The sequence below is a fragment of the Paraburkholderia eburnea genome (assembly GCF_002917095.1).
GTDB classification, from domain to species: Bacteria; Pseudomonadota; Gammaproteobacteria; order Burkholderiales; family Burkholderiaceae; genus Paraburkholderia; species Paraburkholderia eburnea.
This window is the reverse complement of record NZ_PQGA01000001.1, coordinates 446,862-464,955: the sequence shown is the minus strand read 5'-3', so window position 1 is coordinate 464,955 and position 18,094 is coordinate 446,862. Positions and strand designations below refer to the sequence as shown.

The 18,094-nt window shown below is 65.1% G+C and carries 16 protein-coding genes and 1 pseudogene; 12 read left to right on the top strand and 5 right to left on the bottom strand.

Features of this window, described 5'->3' with window-relative positions; genetic code table 11:
- Positions 1 to 100 precede the first annotated feature (100 nt).
- Positions 101 to 1,006 (top strand): EamA family transporter, encoded by a 906-nt coding sequence (locus B0G62_RS02065; protein ID WP_103702026.1) that lies wholly within the window; start codon positions 101 to 103, stop codon positions 1,004 to 1,006.
- A 75-nt stretch (positions 1,007 to 1,081) separates the two neighbouring features.
- Here the strand turns inward: B0G62_RS02065 and B0G62_RS02060 are convergent, their stop codons facing one another.
- Positions 1,082 to 2,647: an N-acetylmuramoyl-L-alanine amidase gene (locus tag B0G62_RS02060; protein ID WP_103702024.1), complete on the bottom strand. Its 1,566-nt coding sequence runs from the start codon at positions 2,645 to 2,647 to the stop codon at positions 1,082 to 1,084.
- Positions 2,629 to 3,210: a tRNA (adenosine(37)-N6)-threonylcarbamoyltransferase complex ATPase subunit type 1 TsaE gene (gene tsaE, locus B0G62_RS02055; RefSeq protein ID WP_103702900.1), complete on the bottom strand. Its 582-nt coding sequence runs from the start codon at positions 3,208 to 3,210 to the stop codon at positions 2,629 to 2,631. The genes B0G62_RS02060 and tsaE overlap by 19 nt, the downstream gene beginning before the upstream one ends.
- Positions 3,211 to 3,266: 56 nt before the next feature.
- Between tsaE and queG the strand changes: the two genes are divergently transcribed.
- The 8 genes and pseudogenes from queG (at position 3,267) to B0G62_RS32040 (ending at position 10,674) form a co-directional block, all read left to right on the top strand.
- Complete coding sequence (queG, locus tag B0G62_RS02050; RefSeq protein WP_407671091.1) at positions 3,267 to 4,547, top strand: tRNA epoxyqueuosine(34) reductase QueG; 1,281 nt, start codon at positions 3,267 to 3,269, stop codon at positions 4,545 to 4,547.
- A gap of 166 nt (positions 4,548 to 4,713) precedes the next feature.
- Positions 4,714 to 5,199: a methylated-DNA--[protein]-cysteine S-methyltransferase gene (locus tag B0G62_RS02045; protein WP_244193107.1), complete on the top strand. Its 486-nt coding sequence runs from the start codon at positions 4,714 to 4,716 to the stop codon at positions 5,197 to 5,199.
- A 68-nt stretch (positions 5,200 to 5,267) separates the two neighbouring features.
- Positions 5,268 to 6,317, top strand: a complete 1,050-nt coding sequence (gene xerD / locus B0G62_RS02040) for a site-specific tyrosine recombinase XerD (protein ID WP_103702020.1) — start codon at positions 5,268 to 5,270, stop codon at positions 6,315 to 6,317.
- 71 nt (positions 6,318 to 6,388) lie between these two features.
- Positions 6,389 to 6,880: a Cys-tRNA(Pro) deacylase gene (gene ybaK, locus B0G62_RS02035; RefSeq protein WP_103702896.1), complete on the top strand. Its 492-nt coding sequence runs from the start codon at positions 6,389 to 6,391 to the stop codon at positions 6,878 to 6,880.
- A 188-nt stretch (positions 6,881 to 7,068) separates the two neighbouring features.
- Positions 7,069 to 7,692: a glycerol-3-phosphate 1-O-acyltransferase PlsY gene (gene plsY, locus B0G62_RS02030; protein ID WP_103702018.1), complete on the top strand. Its 624-nt coding sequence runs from the start codon at positions 7,069 to 7,071 to the stop codon at positions 7,690 to 7,692.
- Positions 7,693 to 7,920: 228 nt separating this feature from the next.
- Positions 7,921 to 9,720, top strand: a complete 1,800-nt coding sequence (locus B0G62_RS02025; RefSeq protein WP_103702016.1) for a methyl-accepting chemotaxis protein — start codon at positions 7,921 to 7,923, stop codon at positions 9,718 to 9,720.
- Positions 9,692 to 10,138 (top strand): annotated as a pseudogene (locus tag B0G62_RS32600) (DUF4160 domain-containing protein); the annotation flags it as partial. The gene B0G62_RS02025 and the pseudogene B0G62_RS32600, both read left to right, overlap by 29 nt.
- Positions 10,139 to 10,209: 71 nt before the next feature.
- On the top strand, positions 10,210 to 10,674 hold the full coding sequence (locus B0G62_RS32040; protein ID WP_244193072.1) for a DUF2442 domain-containing protein: 465 nt from the start codon (positions 10,210 to 10,212) through the stop codon (positions 10,672 to 10,674).
- Positions 10,675 to 10,706: 32 nt separating this feature from the next.
- Here B0G62_RS32040 and B0G62_RS02010 read toward each other — a convergent pair whose 3' ends face one another.
- Complete coding sequence (locus B0G62_RS02010) at positions 10,707 to 11,192, bottom strand: YajQ family cyclic di-GMP-binding protein (protein ID WP_103702011.1); 486 nt, start codon at positions 11,190 to 11,192, stop codon at positions 10,707 to 10,709.
- 188 nt (positions 11,193 to 11,380) lie between these two features.
- Here B0G62_RS02010 and murB point away from each other — a divergent pair, with 188 nt between their 5' ends.
- Positions 11,381 to 12,436, top strand: a complete 1,056-nt coding sequence (gene murB, locus B0G62_RS02005; protein WP_103702009.1) for a UDP-N-acetylmuramate dehydrogenase — start codon at positions 11,381 to 11,383, stop codon at positions 12,434 to 12,436.
- A 63-nt stretch (positions 12,437 to 12,499) separates the two neighbouring features.
- On the opposite strand, the gene B0G62_RS02000 is transcribed toward murB, so the two are convergent.
- Positions 12,500 to 13,327: an EAL domain-containing protein gene (locus B0G62_RS02000; protein ID WP_103702007.1), complete on the bottom strand. Its 828-nt coding sequence runs from the start codon at positions 13,325 to 13,327 to the stop codon at positions 12,500 to 12,502.
- A 296-nt stretch (positions 13,328 to 13,623) separates the two neighbouring features.
- Between B0G62_RS02000 and hmgA the strand changes: the two genes are divergently transcribed.
- Both hmgA and fahA read left to right on the top strand, forming a co-directional pair.
- Positions 13,624 to 15,012, top strand: coding sequence for a homogentisate 1,2-dioxygenase (gene hmgA / locus B0G62_RS01995; protein ID WP_103702005.1), 1,389 nt, complete (start codon positions 13,624 to 13,626; stop codon positions 15,010 to 15,012).
- Positions 15,009 to 16,322, top strand: coding sequence for a fumarylacetoacetase (gene fahA, locus B0G62_RS01990; protein ID WP_167401167.1), 1,314 nt, complete (start codon positions 15,009 to 15,011; stop codon positions 16,320 to 16,322). Before hmgA ends, fahA begins: the two co-directional genes overlap by 4 nt.
- A gap of 614 nt (positions 16,323 to 16,936) precedes the next feature.
- Here the strand turns inward: fahA and B0G62_RS01985 are convergent.
- On the bottom strand, positions 16,937 to 18,088 hold the full coding sequence (locus B0G62_RS01985) for an MFS transporter (protein WP_103702000.1): 1,152 nt from the start codon (positions 18,086 to 18,088) through the stop codon (positions 16,937 to 16,939).
- Positions 18,089 to 18,094 lie beyond the last annotated feature (6 nt).

Sequence of the window (18,094 nt, the reverse complement as noted above, 5' to 3'; positions counted from 1 at the left end):
CCGACAGCGTGCGGTTAAGCCCGTGTCGGGCCGCGCCCGGCGCGTGAGCGACGCAACCGCTAAACTGACGGATTCGACAGAACAATAACCGGAGCTGGGGATGTCGCCGAAGGATTTGTTGCTCGCGCTGGTCGTCGTCCTCGCGTGGGGCGTGAATTTCGTCGTGATCAAGGTGGGGTTGCATGGCGTGCCGCCGCTGCTGCTCGGCGCGCTGCGCTTCGCTCTGGCCGCGTTCCCGGCGGTGCTGTTCGTGAAACGTCCGAAGTTGCCGCTGCGCTGGCTGTTCGCCTATGGCGCGACCATCTCGTTCGGGCAGTTCGCGTTCCTCTTCACGGCGATGTATGTGGGCATGCCCGCAGGCCTGGCCTCGGTCGTGCTGCAGGCGCAGGCATTTTTCACGCTGGTGTTCGCGGCGTTTTTCCTCGGCGAGCGCTTTCGCGCGCAGAACGTGATCGGCCTCTTGATCGCGGCGGGCGGGCTGGCGCTGATCGGGCTGCAATCGACGGGCTCGGGTGGCGCCGGCGCGCAGGCCATGACGGTCGCGGGCTTCGTGCTCACGCTCTGCGCGGCCTGCATGTGGGCGCTCGGCAATATCGTCACGAAGAAGGTCGGCAAGATCGATCTGGTCGGCCTCGTGGTCTGGGCGAGCCTGATTCCGCCGCTGCCGTTCTTCATGCTCTCGTACTTCATGGAAGGGCCGCAGCGCATCGAGACGGCGCTCACCGGCATCGGCATGCCGTCGATTGGCGCGATCGTCTATCTGGCGTTTATCGCGACGATCCTCGGCTACAGCCTTTGGAGCCGCTTGCTCTCGAAGTATCCGGCCAGCCAGGTGGCGCCGTTCTCGCTGCTCGTGCCGATTGTCGGTCTGGCTTCGGCGGCGCTGTTTCTCGACGAGCGTCTGAGCGCCGCGCAGGTGGGCGGCGCCGCGCTCGTGATGGCGGGCCTCGTCGTCAATGTGTTCGGCGGCTGGGTGAAGCAGCGGTTTGCGGCTGCGCGCACCTAAGCCCGCCTCGCCATGAAAAACGCCGCGCATCCAGCAGGGTGCGCGGCGTTTTTTGCGTAAGCGGCGGGCGCGCGCTTACGTCATGCGGTTCTTCGCCAGCGGAGGATTGGCCGCGAAATAGCGCTTGATGCCCTTGAGAATCGCGCTGGCCATCTTGTCGCGATAAGCGTCGTCGTTGAGCCTCGACTCTTCCTCGGGATTGCTGATGAAGGCCGTCTCCACGAGGATCGACGGGATGTCGGGCGCCTTGAGCACCGCAAAACCCGCCTGCTCGACCGAGCCCTTGTGCAGATGGTTGATCTCGCCGACTTCGTTCAACACGAAGTTGCCGTAGCGCATTGAATCGCGAATCTGCGCAGTCGTGGACATGTCGAAGAGCGCGCGGTTCACGGCGGCGTCCGCCGTCTGCACGCTGATGCCGCCGATCTGGTCCGACGAGTTTTCCTTGTTCGCCATCCAGCGCGCGGCCGCGCTCGACGCGCCGTGCTCCGACAGCGCGAACACCGACGAGCCACGCGCGGAAGGCGTCGTGAAGGCGTCGGCGTGGATCGACACGAACAGGTCCGCGCCCACGCGGCGGGCCTTCTGCACGCGCACATTGAGCGGCACGAAGAAGTCGGCGTCGCGCGTCATCATCGAGCGCATATTGGGCTGGGCGTCGATCTTCGCGCGCAGCTTCTTCGCGATGTCGAGCGCGACGTGCTTCTCGTAGGTGCCGCCGCTGCCGATCGCGCCGGGGTCCTCGCCGCCGTGGCCCGGGTCGATTGCCACGGTCAGCAGGCGCGTGGTGCCGCCCTTGTTCGACTTCGGCGCGGTGAAGCCGTAGTTGTCGTCGTCCTTGCCGCTGTCCTTGCCCGAATCGTCGCCATTGTTCTGGGCGATGACGGGGGGCTTCGGCGCGGGCCTGGGCTTTGCGATGACGGGCGGCACCGGCGGCACGGACGGCGTGGGCCGCACGGCGGGCGAGGGTGCGCCGTCGTTCTGCGCATAACGGTCGAAGAAGGCTTCGCTGTTGTCGTGCGCGGGCGGCGTGTTGGGACTGGCCAGCGTGGAGGGCGGCGGCGGCGCGCTGTCACGCATCGCCTGATGGGCGTCGAGTTGCTGCTGCTTGTGCTCGGTCTGCGCGAGCAGATCCATCAGCGGATCGGGCGCGACGGCCGGGTAGAGGTCGAACACGAGCCGGTACTTGTACGAGCCGACCGGCTGCAGCGTGAACACCTGCGGCTTCACCGATCCCTTCAGGTCGAACACCATGCGCACGACGTGCGGCTGATATTGCCCGACGCGCACGGCCTGGATCTGCGGATCGTTCGGCGTGATCTTGGAGACAAGGTTCTTCAGCGCATCGTCGAGATCGAGCCCGCTCAGATCGACCACGAGCCGGTCGGGGCTTTGCAGCAGCGTTTGCGTGGTGGTGAGCGGCTGATCCGATTCGATGGTGACGCGCGTGTAGTCGCGCGCGGGCCACACCCGCACGCCCATCACCGAACTTGCCAACGCAAGGCGCGGCGCCGCGGCGGCAAGACCCAGCACCAGCGACGACGCGCCCGCCTTCAGGATCTGCCGGCGCCGCCAGTTGTGCGTGGCGGTCGCGGCCGATTCGATCGAGCGGAACGGTTTGATTAACATCTTTCTAGACATGCCTTTCCTGATGCGCTGTATGCGTACGCGGTGAGCACGCGGCCTTCGCCGTGCTCACCGGGTTCGAGCTGGAACACGAGATCCGGCACGCCGAGCAGGCCCCCCGCGCGTTGCGGCCATTCGACGAGACAGACCGCACCTTGCGCGAAATATTCGCGAAAGCCGGCGTCGGCCCATTCGGCCGGGTCGCTGAAACGATACAGATCGAAGTGATAGAGCTGGAGTTCCCCGCCTGCATCGCCGGGGTGTACCGTGTAAGGCTCGACGAGCGTGTAGGTGGGGCTGCGCACGCGGCCCGCATGGCCGAGCGCGCGCAGCGCGGCGCGTACGAGCGAGGTCTTGCCCGCACCCAGATCGCCGAGCAACTGGACATGCAGGCCCGCGAACCCGGGCGTGGGCGAGGCCGTCTGGCTGGATTGCCGCGTGCGCAGCGCTTCGAGCGCGTGCGCAAAGCGTGCGCCGAACGCATCGGTGGCGGTTTCGTCCGCGAGCTCGAAGCGGCGTTCGAGCAGAACGGGAACGGCGGGCAAGCTCGCGTGGTGCTGTTCGGGCGTGTCGGGCATTCTCGTAAAATGGCGTGATGAACCCCTTGCTTTCCCCCTCGAACGAGGCGCGCACATTGAACGCAGCGACCGCCTCGAATCCGTCGAACACGGCGTCGAATCTGGCGTCGGGCGCTGGTGCGGCGGCTCGCGAGCCAGCCGCTCCACTCGACGAAGCGGCGCTGGCCGCGCTCGCGGCGCGTATCCGCGCATGGGGGCGGGAGCTTGGGTTCGGTGCGATCGGTATCAGCGATACCGACCTGTCCCATGCCGAGGCGGGACTCGCCGCATGGCTCGAAGCGGGCTGCCACGGCGAGATGGATTATATGGCCAAACATGGCATGAAACGCGCGCGGCCAGCCGCGCTTGTGGCCGGTACGCGACGTGTCATCACGGCCCGCATGGCGTATTTACCGGCCGCGACGCTCGATGGCGGGCCGCACGCGAATGCATCGGGAAAGACGCCCGAAACGCCTGAAACGCCCGAAAGCCCGTCGCAAGACTGGCGCCGCCGCGAACATGCGCGCCTCGCCGACCCGCACGCCGCCGTCGTGTCGATCTATGCGCGCGGCCGCGACTATCACAAGGTCATGCGCGCGCGCCTGCAGCAGCTCGCCGAGCGTATCGAGGCGGAAATCGGCGCCTTCGGGTTTCGCGTCTTCACCGACTCCGCGCCCGTGCTCGAAGTGGAACTCGCGCAGAAAGCCGGCATCGGCTGGCGCGGCAAGCACACGCTGCTGTTGCAACGCGACGCGGGATCGCTGTTTTTCCTCGGCGAGATTTACGTCGATATCCCCTTGCCGACCGACGCCGACGATCCGGCTTCCGCCGCGCCCGAAACGCCGGGCGCGCATTGCGGCAGTTGCACGCGCTGCATCGATGCTTGCCCGACCGGCGCCATTACCGGGCCGTATCGCGTCGATGCGCGGCGCTGCATTTCCTATCTGACGATCGAACTCAAGGGCAGCATTCCGCTGGAGATGCGCGAGCAGATCGGCAATCGCGTCTATGGCTGCGACGACTGCCAGCTCGTGTGTCCGTGGAACAAGTTCGCGCAGGCCGCGCCGGTAGCCGATTTCGACGTGCGTCACGGGCTCGACCGCGCGAGTCTGGTCGAATTGTTCGGCTGGAGCGCGGCGCAGTTCGACGAGCGCATGCAGGGCAGCGCGATCCGGCGTATCGGTTACGAGAGCTGGTTGCGCAACATCGCCGTGGCGATGGGCAATGCGCTGCGCAATGCGAGTGCCCACGATGCGCCCGAGCGGCGCGAAGCGATAGTGGCGGCGCTGCGCGAACGCGCGCATGACGAATCGGCGATTGTGCGCGAACATGTGACGTGGGCGCTCGAAGCGGCCTGATCCGGCGAACCGAACCCATGCATGGAGAGCTGTGATGATGAAGGCATCGGCATCGTATTCACTGTGGGACGACGCGCAAGACGCGGCGATGCGCGAAGCGGCGCATGTGCCGTTGGCCGCGCCGAAGAAGCCCGAGCGCGCGCCCAGCGCGCAGGCGCTGCGCAAGATCGCGCCGCGCAACTACAACGCCGTGATCGACGCGCCGTTCGGCAAGGTCGGCATCGTCACGGGCGAGGATGGCGTGCGCGACATCGTTTATCTGCCGGGCGACACGCCGGGTTTCGCACCGGATTCGGCGCTGGCCGAACGCGCCGCCGCGCAGATCGCGCGCTATCTCGGCGATGCGGCAGCGCCCTTCGATCTGCCGCTCGCGCCGCTCGGCACGGATTTCCAGCGCCGGGTGTGGGACGGGATCTGCGCGATTGGCCTCGGCAGCGTGCTGACCTACGGCGAACTGGCGAAGCGCGTGGGCACCATTAACGCGCGTGCGGTGGGGCAGGCCTGCGGCTCGAACTATTTTCCGATCGTGATTCCTTGTCATCGCGTGGTATCGGCGAGCAGCATCGGCGGCTTTTCGCACCATGGCGGCGACGGGTTTTTCCGCGATGTGAAGCGCTGGCTGCTCGCGCACGAAGGCGTCACGATCCGCTGAGCGCCGCGCCGCCACAAGCGGCCAGAGGCGGCCACAAGCGGCCACACGCCGCGCAAGACGAAAACGACATGAACGATCAGCACGAGATACACGAAGACGACACGCCCGACGACGCGCCCGACGACGCGCTCGACGACGATTCCGCGGACGAACCCGACGCCAGTTTTGCGGACGAGCCGGGCGAAGACGTAGAAGACGCCGCGCTCACACCCGCCGCCACGCAGGCGCTCGCCGCGAGCCAACTCGCCATCGACACGTTCTGCGACGCCATGTGGCTCGAACACAATCTTTCGCGCAACACGCTCGACGCCTACCGGCGCGATCTGAGCCTGTTCGCGCAATGGCTGGCCCGCTCGCGCGAGCACGGACTCGACGCGGTGCAGGAGGCCGACCTGATCGGCTACAGCGCGCGCCGCAAGGACGATAAATCGACCTCGGCGAACCGCCGTCTTTCGGTGTTTCGCCGCTACTACGGCTGGGCGCTGCGCGAGCAGCGCGTGAGCGCGGACCCGACCGTGCGCATCCGCTCGGCGAAACAGGCGCCGCGCTTTCCCACGACGCTCACCGAAGCGCAGGTCGAGGCGCTGCTCGGCGCGCCCGATGTCGCCACGCCGCTGGGCCTGCGCGATCGCACCATGCTCGAACTGATGTACGCGAGCGGCCTGCGCGTGACCGAACTCGTCACGCTCAAGACCGTCGAGGTGGGCCTGAACGAAGGCGTGGTGCGCGTGCTCGGCAAGGGCTCGAAGGAGCGGCTGATTCCGTTCGGCGAGGAGGCGTCGGCGTGGATCACGCGTTATCTGCGCGAATCGCGGCCCGCGCTGCTCGGCGCGCGCACGAGCGACGCGCTGTTCGTCACCGCGCGCGCCGAGGGCATGACGCGCCAGCAGTTCTGGCACATCATCAAGCGCCACGCGTTGCATGCGGGCGTGCACGCGCCGCTTTCGCCGCACACGCTGCGTCACGCCTTCGCGACGCACCTGCTCAATCACGGCGCGGACCTGCGCGTGGTGCAACTGCTGCTCGGCCATAGCGATATTTCGACCACGCAGATCTACACGCACGTCGCGCGCGAGCGCCTGCGTCTGCTGCACGCGCAGCATCATCCGCGCGGGTAGTGTGCGATAAGGCGCTTGCCCGGCGCGCACGCGGACCACGGCTCACGCCGTCGGGCATTAAAATGCGCGCCATGAGCAAATCGAAACACGTCTCCGAAACGCCCGCCACGCAGATGCTGCGCCGCGCGGGCGTCGCCTTCGGCGAGCATCCCTACGAGTACGTCGAGCATGGCGGCACGGAAGAATCCGCGCGCCAGCTTGGCGTGGACGAACACTGCGTCGTCAAGACGCTCGTGATGGAGGACGAGCGCGCCAGGCCGCTGATCGTCCTCATGCACGGCGACCGCAAGGTGTCGACCAAAAACCTGGCGCGGCAGATCGGCGCGAAGAGCGTCGAGCCCTGCAAGCCCGAAGTCGCGAACCGCCATTCGGGCTATCTCGTGGGCGGCACGTCGCCGTTCGGCACGAAGAAGGCGATGCCGGTCTATGTCGAATCGACGATCCTCGAACTCGACCGCATCTGGCTCAACGGCGGCAAGCGTGGTTACCTCGTGAGCCTCGCGCCCGCCGTGCTTACCACGCTGCTGGGCGCGAAGCCGGTGCAGTGCGCGAACGCCGATTGAGGCAATGAAGCAGGCTATGAAGCAGGCGATGAAACCGTCCGCGCAGCGCTAGTTCGGTCCCTGGTTTCCCTGGGTTTGCACCGTATCGCGCGGATCGAGGGCGAAACGCCGCGCATGCTTCGGTAGAATGGGCGCCTTCGCGCGCCGCGCTGCGTTCCGCTTTCTTCCTCTTCTGTCGGGTTTCGTGCATGTACAACCTGTTAGTCGCCGTCGCCGCCTATCTGATCGGCTCGGTTTCGTTCGCCGTGATCGTGAGCGCCGTCATGGGCCTCGACGATCCGCGCTCTTACGGCTCCGGCAATCCGGGCGCGACCAACGTGCTGCGCAGCGGCAACAAAAAGGCCGCCATCCTTACGCTGATCGGCGACGCCTTCAAGGGCTGGCTCGCCGTCTGGCTGGCGGCGTACTTCGGGCCGCGCTTCGGTCTGAGCGAAACCGCCGTGGCGCTGGCCGCCATCGCCGTGTTCCTCGGCCATCTCTATCCGGTTTTCTTCCGCTTTCAGGGCGGCAAGGGCGTGGCGACCGCGGCGGGTGTGCTGCTCGCCGTGAATCCCGTGCTCGGCGGCCTGACGCTGCTCACCTGGCTGATCGTCGCGTTCTTCACGCGCTATTCGTCGCTGGCGGCGCTCGCGGCTGCGGTGTTCGCGCCGCTCTTCGACGTGTTCATGTTCGGCGCGCATGTCATGGCGCTGGCGATCCTCGCCATGAGCGTGCTGCTGTTCTGGCGACACCGCGCCAATATCGCCAAGCTGATGAACGGCACCGAAAGCCGGATCGGCGATAAAAAGAAGGCCGCCGCCGCGAGCAAGTAAGCGCCGCGCGGCGAGTCTTTCGGCTCAACCGATTGCCCCTCTAACGGCCCGCTATTCGTGCGGGCCGTTTTGCTTTTTCCTTTCGATTTATCTGTTCATACCCCGATAAACCCTACTCAAGTTGTGCCCTGTGGAAGCCGTAAACGCGAGTATCGATTACGCATCTCATGGCAAGTCTTACGGTTCAGCAGTCTGGTTCAAACCCATTCCACACGGCGCTTCCCCACCATGTTTTCCACCATTCGCGCGCGCATCGTTGCGCTATGCGTCGTCATCGTCGTCGCGGCGCTTGCGGCTAATACCGCGCTCGACTATTTCGTTGCGAACTCGCACAACAAGGATTCGATCGACGCGACGCTGACCGCGGTCGAGAACAGCCATGCAGAAGGCATCGGCGACTGGGTCGCGACCCATGCGCAGATGATCGAATCGCTGCAGGACGCCGTGCTGCAACCCGATCCCGTGCCGATGCTCAAGCAGATCGCGACGGCGGGCGGCTTCACCAACGTCTATGTGGGTTACGCCGACAAGACCGCGAAGTTCTCGGACCCGACCGGCATTCCGCCCGATTACGACCCGACCGGCCGCCCCTGGTACAAGCAGGCCGTGGCGGCGGGCAAGGGCGTGGTGACGCCGCCTTACGTCGATGTGGGCACCGGCAAGCTGGTGGTGGCGTTCGCGACGCCCGTGATCCGCGACGGTCAGGTCAAGGGCGTGATTTCCGGCGATGTGGCGATGGACAGCGTGATCGCCAACGTGCGCTCGATCCATCCGACGCCGGCGAGCTTCGGCATGTTGGTCGACAGCGCTGGCGAAATCGTCGCGCACGACGACGCCAAGCTCACGCTCAAGCCCGTCACCGACGTCGCGCCGACGCTTTCGGGCGACAAGCTGGCGACGCTGTTCGCGTCCGTCCGGCCGATGCCTGTCGACGTGAACGGCGACGTCAAGCTCATGCGCGCGCAGGCGATCGCGGGCACCGACTGGCGCGTGATCGTCGCGTTCGACCGCGCCGACGCGCTGGCGGGCATGCACTCGCTGCTGATGGTGTCGCTGATCACGCTGGTGGTGATCGCGGTGGTGGCGGCGCTGGTGGTGGGCGCGGCGACCTCGGTGTCGTTCAAGCGTCTGTCCAGCGTGCGCGACGCGATGGATGCCATCAGCGCGGGCGAGGGCGATCTCACGCAGCGCCTGCCGGTCACCGGCAACGACGAAGTCGCGCAGATCGCGCGTTCGTTCAACGGCTTCATGGACAAATTGCGCGACGTGATGCGCCATATCCGCGACGCGAGCCAGTCCGTGCGTACCGCGAGCGACGAAATCGCCGCGGGCAACGTCGATCTGTCGGGCCGCACCGAATCGGCGGCGGCGAGCCTCGAACAAACCGCGGCCTCGATGGAGGAAATCACGGCGACGGTCGCGCAATCGGCCAACGCGGCCCAGCAGGCCGACATCACGGCGAATTCGGCATCGACGGTGGCCTCGCGCGGCGGCGCCGTGATCAACGACGTGGTCGACACGATGGGCGCGATCGAGCAGGCGTCGGTGAAGATCGCCGACATCATCGGCGTGATCGACGGCATCGCGTTCCAGACCAACATCCTCGCGCTCAACGCCGCCGTGGAAGCGGCGCGCGCGGGCGAGCAGGGGCGCGGCTTCGCGGTGGTCGCGGGCGAAGTGCGCAGCCTCGCGCAGCGTAGCGCGCAGGCGGCGCGCGAGATCAAGGCGCTGATCGAATCGACGGTGGCGAGCGTGAACTCCGGCTCGCAACTCGTGCGCCGCGCGGGCGAAACGATGGACGAGATCGTGGCGAACGTCTCGAACGTGACGACCATTATTTCGGAAGTGACGAACGCGGCGGGTGAGCAGACGCGCGGCATTCAGGAGGTCAACCGCGCGGTGAGCCAGCTCGACGAGATGGTGCAGCAGAACGCGGCGCTGGTCGAACAATCGACGGCGGCTGCCGCCGCGCTGCGCAGCCAGGCGGCGAATCTCGCGGATGCCGTGGGGCAGTTCAAGCTCGATTGACGGGCTTTTCGAGGGCTATCAAGATTGGAAGAACGGCGCTGCGGCGCCGTTTTTTTTCGCCTGTTGTGGGAATGGGCTTACGCCGTCTGGCCGAGGTTTCAGCGGACGAGCAGGCGCTTATGCTGGGCTTCGTTCGCGTTCGTCCTTGGGTCTTGTTCCAGCGCAAATAAAGGCGGTGGAAGTGCCGAAGCATGACGCTCCAGCAACCCGACATTCGGTTATTTTCGAAGCCCCAATGCCCACACTGCTGCGTGTACTCGGCGCTCGCGTGATGATTTTCTCGGCCGATCATCCTCCCGCGCATATTCATGTCGAGGGGCCGCAAGGCTCATGTGTGTTCAATCTCAATTGCCCCGATGGACCATTGATGCCGCGTGGCCGCGCAAGCCTGGACGATCGCGCACTCGAACGTCTTGCCAGAGCGATCAAGCCCGAGATTGGCCGCTTGTGCCTGGAATGGCTGGAAATCAACAAACGGAGAAATGCATCATGGCCATGTTCAGCCGTGAAGAACTCGCAGCCGCTACCAAAGCGGGAGAGAAAATTCCGGTCGCGGTTGCCGCGCGCTACAACCGCACGGACCGCAAACTCGAAATCTCGTTCGCGCACGGCGTAGATATCGCGGTGCCCATCGCGCTTATTCAGGAATTCCACCTGATGCCGAAGTGGCCTACGCCGTGGCAGCTAGCGAAGACAGAAATCTGGGGAGCGGGATGGTCGATCTACTTCCCGCGTCTGGACGAAGCGGTGTGGGCGCCGGGGCTGCTCAACGGCCTCTACGGCTCGAAGATCTGGATGGAGGAATTGACCTGCGCGACCGCGTCCCTCAGGTCGCGCGCGCGGGCGAAGATCAGGCGCACCAACAGTCGCAGGGCGCGCCGTGCGTGCAGGAAGCCCGGCAAGCCGCTGGAGAAAGGCGAGGTGATGATGCCGCTCGCCGCGACGGGCGCGTAAGTCCCGACGCAACAAAGCGGCGCGCGGCCAGATCAGTCGCGGAAGTTGTTGAAGTCGAGCGGTGTATCGGTCACGTCCTTGCGCAGCATGGCGATCACGCTTTGCAGGTCGTCGCGCTTCGTGCCGGTCACGCGCACGGCGTCGCCCTGGATGCTCGCCTGGACCTTGATCTTGCTGTCCTTGACGAGGCGCACGATCTTCTTGGCGAGGTCGCCCGAGACGCCTTTCTTCACGGTGATGACCTGCTTGACCTTGTCTCCACCGATCTTTTCGATCTTGCCGTAGTCGAGGAAGCGCACATCCACATTGCGCTTGGCCATTTTCGAGATCAGCACGTCCTTCACCTGGCCCAGCTTGAAGTCGTCGTCGGCGAACGCGGTCAGTTCGCGTTCCTTTTGCTCGACGCGCGCATCCGAGCCCTTGAAGTCGAAGCGCGTGGAGATCTCCTTGTTGGATTGCTCGATCGCGTTCTTCACTTCGATCATGTTGGCTTCGCTGACGACGTCAAACGATGGCATTGCTTTCTCCCAAAGGTGCGAGTGCCGTGGCGTCGAACCGCTGAAGCGGTTACAAGACGCGCCGCGCACTCGCTATAATCACGGACCGCGCCATTTTACCGGCGCAGCCGTGTTTGCCCAAGGCTGCGCGGCGCGTACCGCTTCACGCCACCGGCATTTTTCCCTGCGCTTTCCGCCCCTTTTTTCCGATGTCCGCCTCCCTCGCGTCCACCGCTACGTCTCCCGTCTGGTTCGCCGCCGGCTATCCGCTGCGCGCGCATAACACCTTCGGCTTCGACGTGCGCGCGCGCGTCGCCTGCCGCATCGAGCAGGAAGCCGACCTGATGAAGGCGCTGGGCGACCCGCGCGCGGCCGGTCTGCCCACGCTCGTGCTCGGCGGCGGCAGCAATGTCGTGCTCACGCGCGACTTCGACGGACTCGTGCTGCTCGTCGCGCTGACGGGCAAGCGCGTGGTCCACGAGGACGACGACGCCTGGTACGTGGAAGCCGCAGCCGGCGAGAACTGGCACGATTTCGTGGCGTGGACGCTCGAAGCGGACATGCCGGGTCTCGAAAACCTTGCGCTGATCCCAGGCACGGTCGGCGCCGCGCCGATCCAGAACATCGGCGCCTACGGTCTGGAAATGGCCGAACGCTGCGCACGCGTGCGCGCGATCGAACTCGCCACCGGTACGGCGTATGAATTCGACGCCGCCGATTGCGGCTTTGGCTATCGCGACAGCTTCTTCAAGCGCGAAGGGCGCGATCGTTTCGTGATCGCTTCGGTGACCTTCCGCTTGCCGAAGGCATGGCGCGCCAACGCTGGCTATGCCGATCTCGCGCGCGAACTCGCGCAGCGCGGCCTGACGCAAGCCCGGCACGCGCGCGACGTGTTCGATGCGGTCGTGGCCGTGCGCCGCGCCAAGCTGCCCGACCCGCTCGTGCTCGGCAACGCGGGCAGTTTCTTCAAGAATCCGGTGATCGAGGCGGGGCAGTTCGACGCGCTGGTCTTGCGTGAGCCGCAGGTGGTCTCGTATCCGCAGGCCGATGGCCGGTTCAAGCTCGCGGCGGGCTGGCTGATCGACCAGTGCGGCTGGAAGGGACGGGCGCTTGGCGCTGCGGCCGTGCATGAGCGTCAGGCGCTCGTGCTCGTGAATCGCGGCGGCGCGTGCGGCACCGATATTCTCGATCTGGCCCGCGCAATTCAGGCCGACGTGCTGGCGCGCTTCGGCGTGGAACTGGAGCAGGAGCCGATCAGCCTCTAGTTAGACGGCAGACCGTCTCGCCCGCTATCCAACGCCGCGCCCGCAAGCGCGGCGTTTTGCTTTTCAGGCCGCGCTGTTCTGCGTGGCGAACACCGGCCCCTGCACGAAGCGCACGTCGTACTGCTGCAAGAGTTCAAATTGTGCGAGATCCATCACGCGATTGAAAATCAGCGGAATGCGCAGCCGCGCCGCGTAGCTCACAAGCGGCTTGACCATCGAATCGCGTAGCGCCGAACTCGCATCCATCTTCACGAAGTCGAGCCGCGCCATATCCGACACCGACAGGATCTGCCCCGCATTGGGCAGATTGCCCGCCACCTTGAAGCCATAGCGCTGATAACTCTTCGTCAGATAGCCGACGAAGGTGCGATGCGCAACCGCCGCCGCGGGCAATTCGATCACGACGCGCCCCGGATTGAGCCCGAACGACACCAGCACGTTAGAAAAATGGCGCCCATGATCGTATTTCACGCTCTTGAGCAGACGCTCGTGCACGCGCAGGAACAAAAGACCGTGCTGCTGCGAGCCGAGAAAGTTGATCGTATGGAGCGCCCGCACGCAGCGGTCGAGCGCCACGAGTTCCGGGTCGTCGAGCGTATCGGAGAAGGGATCGAAGGGCGCGATCTTGCCGCCTTCGTCGCGCAGCGTCACCGCCTGAAAACCCAGTTCGTCGCCGAAACGCGCAGCCGATGTCAAATCGGCCGTGAGCGACTGCACGCCGCCGTGCACGCTGATGTCGTAGATCGGCTCGTAGGCGCTCAGCATTTCCACGCCGCGACGGCTCGCGATGGCTTCGGCGTGATGCGCGCCGGTCCCCATCGCCAGATGCTCGCCGAGAAAAGGATGACTGGCGGAGCGGGCAACAAGCTCGGGAATGGTCGGAGCGATCATGACGCGAAGAAGGGAAACAGGAGTCAGAAATCAGGAAAGAAAAACACAGGACGCGGCCACGGGGCCGCATGGCTTGATGGTAGCAGCCCCGGACGCCATGGCATGCACTGATTGGTGATAACGATATCCACGCGCGCAGGCTTGCCAGGCTTGGCGCGACCGTAAAACCGCGCGCTCCCAGGGTTTACGTGAAATTTCACTAATCATAATCCGTTTTACTATTCGTAAATGTGACGGCGCTGACGCCTGAGGTTGTCGGCGTGCCGCGATTCCGTAGAGAACATGGAGAGACAGTGATGAACGCACCCTTGCCCGACGTGCCGCAGGCGCCTCACGCGCTGCGCGCGGGCGCTCAGGGCCATGATGGTTACCTGAATGGCTACCTGAGCGGCTTCGCCAACGAATTCGCGACCGAGGCGCTGCCAGGCGCCTTGCCCGCCGGCCAGAACTCGCCGCAGCGTTGCGCCTACGGCCTCTACGCCGAGCAGTTGTCGGGCACGGCTTTCACGGCGCCGCGCTCGCACAACCGCCGCTCGTGGCTCTACCGCATTCGTCCGGGCGCGGTGCATCAACCGTTCACGCCGCTCGCGGCGAAGGCGAACGGCGAGGGCGCACGCCTCGTCGCCGATTTCGGCGATGTGCCGCCCACGCCGCCCAACCAGTTGCGCTGGGACGCGCTGCCGATGCCGCTCGCGCCGACCGATTTCATCGACGGCTGGGTGACGATGGCGGGCAATGGCTCGGCGGCGTCGATGAGCGGCTGCGCGATTCATCTGTACGCGGCCAACCGCTCGATGCAGGACCGTTTCTTCTACAACACCGACGGCGAACTGCTGATCGTCCCGCAGCAGGGGCGGCTGTCGATTGCGACGGAGATGGGCAAGCTCGACATCGAGCCGTTCGAGATCGCCGTGATTCCGCGCGGCGTGCGCTTCGCGGTCGATCTGTCCGATGGCGAGGCGCGCGGCTATATCTGCGAGAACTTCGGCGCGCTGCTGCGTCTGCCGGACCTGGGCGTGATCGGCTCGAACGGACTGGCGAACCCGCGCGATTTCCTCACGCCGGTCGCGGCCTATGAAGACCGCGAAGGGCAGTTCGAACTCGTCACGAAACTCAATGGCGAACTCTGGCGCGCGGACATCGGCCATTCGCCGCTCGACGTGGTGGCGTGGCACGGCAACTATGCGCCCTACAAGTACGACCTGCGCCGCTACAACACCATCGGTTCGATCAGCTACGACCATCCGGACCCGTCGATCTTCCTTGTGCTGCATTCGCCGACGGACACGCCGGGCGTCGATTCGATCGACTTCGTGATCTTTCCGCCGCGCTGGCTGGCGGCCGAGAACACCTTCCGTCCGCCCTGGTATCACCGCAACGTGGCGAGCGAATTCATGGGCCTCGTGCATGGCGTCTACGACGCCAAGGCCGAGGGCTTCGTGCCGGGCGGCGCGAGCCTGCACAACTGCATGTCGGGTCACGGCCCGGATGCCGAGACCTTCGAGAAGGCCTCGAACGCCGATACGAGCAAGCCGCATAAGGTCGGCGACACGATGGCGTTCATGTTCGAAACCCGCACGCTGATTCGCCCGACGCGCTACGCGCTCGAAACGAGCCAGTTGCAGGCGCATTACTACGAGTGCTGGCAAGGCCTCAAGAAACACTTCAATCCGGAGCAGCGATGAACAACCCCAACAACCGCGATCTGCAGGCGACGCTCGATGCGCAGCGCAAAAGCTGGATCGACAGCGCGAACGACGCGGCTTGCGATTTCCCGATCCAGAATCTGCCGTTCGGCGTGTTCAGCACCGCGCAACAGGCGAATGCGCGCGTGGGCGTGGCGATCGGCGATCGGGTCGTGGATCTGGCCGCGCTGCATGACGCGGGACTGCTGAACCTGCCTGCCCGGACGCGCGAGAACGTGTTTGCGCGCGCGGCGTTGAACGACTTCATCGCGCTTGGCCGCGACGCGTGGCGCAGCGTGCGTGTGCAGCTTTCGTCGCTGCTCGCGAAGGACACCGCCACGTTGCGCGATGACGCTGCGCTGCGCGCGCGTGCGTTGGTGAAGCTCGCCGATGCGACGCTGCATCTGCCTGTGGAGATTCCTGGCTATACGGACTTTTATTCCTCGAAAGAGCACGCGACCAATGTGGGATCGATGTTTCGGGATCCGAAGAATGCGCTGTTGCCGAACTGGTCTGAGATGCCGATCGGCTACAACGGCCGTGCATCGTCGGTGGTGGTGAGCGGCACGCCGGTGCGTCGTCCCAACGGTCAACTGAAGCTGCCTGAGCAGGAGCGTCCGGTGTTCGGCGCGTGCCGCAAGCTCGATATCGAACTGGAGACGGGGTTTATCGTCGGGCGCGGTAATGCGCTGGGCGAACCGATTGCCTGTGAGGACGCCGAGGCGCATATCTTCGGCATGGTGCTGCTCAACGACTGGAGTGCGCGTGATATTCAGCAATGGGAATATGTGCCGCTTGGGCCGTTCAATGCCAAGACCTTCGCGACGACGATTTCGCCGTGGATCGTGACGTTGGATGCGCTGGAGCCGTTCCGGGTCGCGCAGCCGGTGCAGGAGCCGCAGCCGCTGGAGTATCTGCGTCACGCGGGGAATCATGGGTTTGATATCGCCCTGGAGGTGTTGTTGCGGCCCGAGGGCGCTGATGAGGCGACTACGATTGCGCGGACCAACTTCCGGCATATGTACTGGACGATGGCGCAGCAGCTTGCGCATCACACCGTTGCTGGCTGTAACACGCGTGTGGGCGATCTGATGGGATCGGGGACGATCTCCGGGCCGACGCCTGATTCGTTCGGGAGTCTGCTTGAGCTTACGTGGAACGGGAAGAATCCGCTGGCGCTGAAGAACGGCGGGACGCGCGGGTTCATTGAGGATGGCGATGAGCTGACGCTTGCCGGGTGGTGTCAGGGGGAGGGGTATCGGGTTGGGTTCGGTGAGTGTGTTGGCAAGATCTTGCCGGCGTTGCGTTGATTTGAGGTGGGCGGAGGAACACCGTTGGCATTTCCTTGTTTTCTTGTCGGTATGCCAGTGTTGCCCCTGTGCGGGGCGGCACCTACTTTTCTTTGCCGCGGCAAAGAAAAGTAGGCAAAAGAAAGCCGCTCACACCGCCAGTGTGACGCCGTTCACCACTCGCCCACCAGCGGAGTGGTGACTGGGCAGCGCCCGCACCACGCGTCGTACAACAGAGTGGAGACGCCCGCCCATCCGGGGGCGCTGCGCGCCCCGTGGGGCATAACAAAAACCCGTGGTTTGCGGGCGTTCGCATTCGATGAAAGGTTAGAAGTACTATTGGTTTCCCATGCAGACCCGACCGCTGCGCGCGAAGCGAGCAGCGGGATGAATGAGTCCTTTGTCACTTCGTTGGGTGGTGCGAGAGCCGAGCAATGCCCAGTCACCACTCCGCAAGAAGGTTAGTGGTGGACTGCGTCACACTGGCGGTGTGAGCGGTTTTCTTTGCCTACTTTCTTTGCCGCCGCAAAGAAAGTAGGTGCCGCCCCGCACAGGGGCAACGCTGGCATACCGACACGAACTCAAGGAAAGGCCAAAGAAAGACGCCAAAGAAAATCCAAAGCGCCCCACAGACCTTAAGCCCGCGCGATCCCCCGCCCCCGTTCCCACCGCAAAGCCCCAAGAAACACAAGCGCACAAGCAAACAGCACCCACAGCATGGAATCACGCCCAGCGTGCTGCATCAACGCCCCGGTAACAATAGGCCCACCAAAACTAGCAGCGCTCCACGAAGCACTAACAAGCGCACTAGCGGAAACCAGCGCGACCCCTTCAAACCGCTCCCCACAAGCCACAATGGCAAGCGTATAAATCGACCCCGCCGCAGCCCCCAGCACGAACAGCAAGGGCCAGCGTAGCCAGGGCATCTCAACAACAAAAGGCAGCAGCGGCAAAAGCGCCGCCACGACCACCCCCATCAGCGCATGCACGCGTTCGCGCCCGAGCCTGTCGGCGAGCCAGCCGATCGGAAACTGCATCGTCGTGTCACCCAGCAGCACAACCGAAGCAAACAGCACCGCCTCCTCGCTCCCGATCCCATGACCGATAGCAAAAAGCGGCAGCAACGACAACGCGAGCGTATCGAACAGCGCAAAGAACCCGGTAGCGATGATGAGCGCAGGCATCCTGGGCAGCACATGCCGCCAGCTCCCATGCGGCTCATGCAGATCGGAGGTATGCGGACTTGAGCGAATCGCGGCCAGCATCGGCAATGCGACCAGAAAAATCGCCCCGCAGATCGCAAAACGCCCCGCCGTATAGTCCGCGATCTGGCTCACCAGCACCGGACCCGACATCTGGAACAGCGTGAAGGTCGTCGCATAGATCGCAACCACGCGGCCACGGTTGGAATCGTCGGCGAGTTCGTTGACCCATGCCTCGCCGATCGTGAAGAGCAGCATCAGCGCCGCGCCGCAGATCATGCGCAGCCAACCCCACACCCACAGGTTCGCACCGCACTGCATGAGCGCCGTGGCGATGGCGACAGCCAGCACGGAACCGACGATCACCTGGCGCGAGCCAAAGCGCGCGGCGATCCACGCGGTCATCGGCACGACGATGAGTCCGCCCAGCGCTTGGGCGGCGGTGAGCAGGCCGACTATGGTTGCGCCATAGCCGGCGTCGGTCAGGGCGAGGGCGGTGAGCGGCAGGGTCGCGCCGGAGCCCAGGCCGACCACGGCCACGCTCAGGATCAGCGCGAGGAAATCGCGGGTGAGGACGGTTTTCATCGGGCG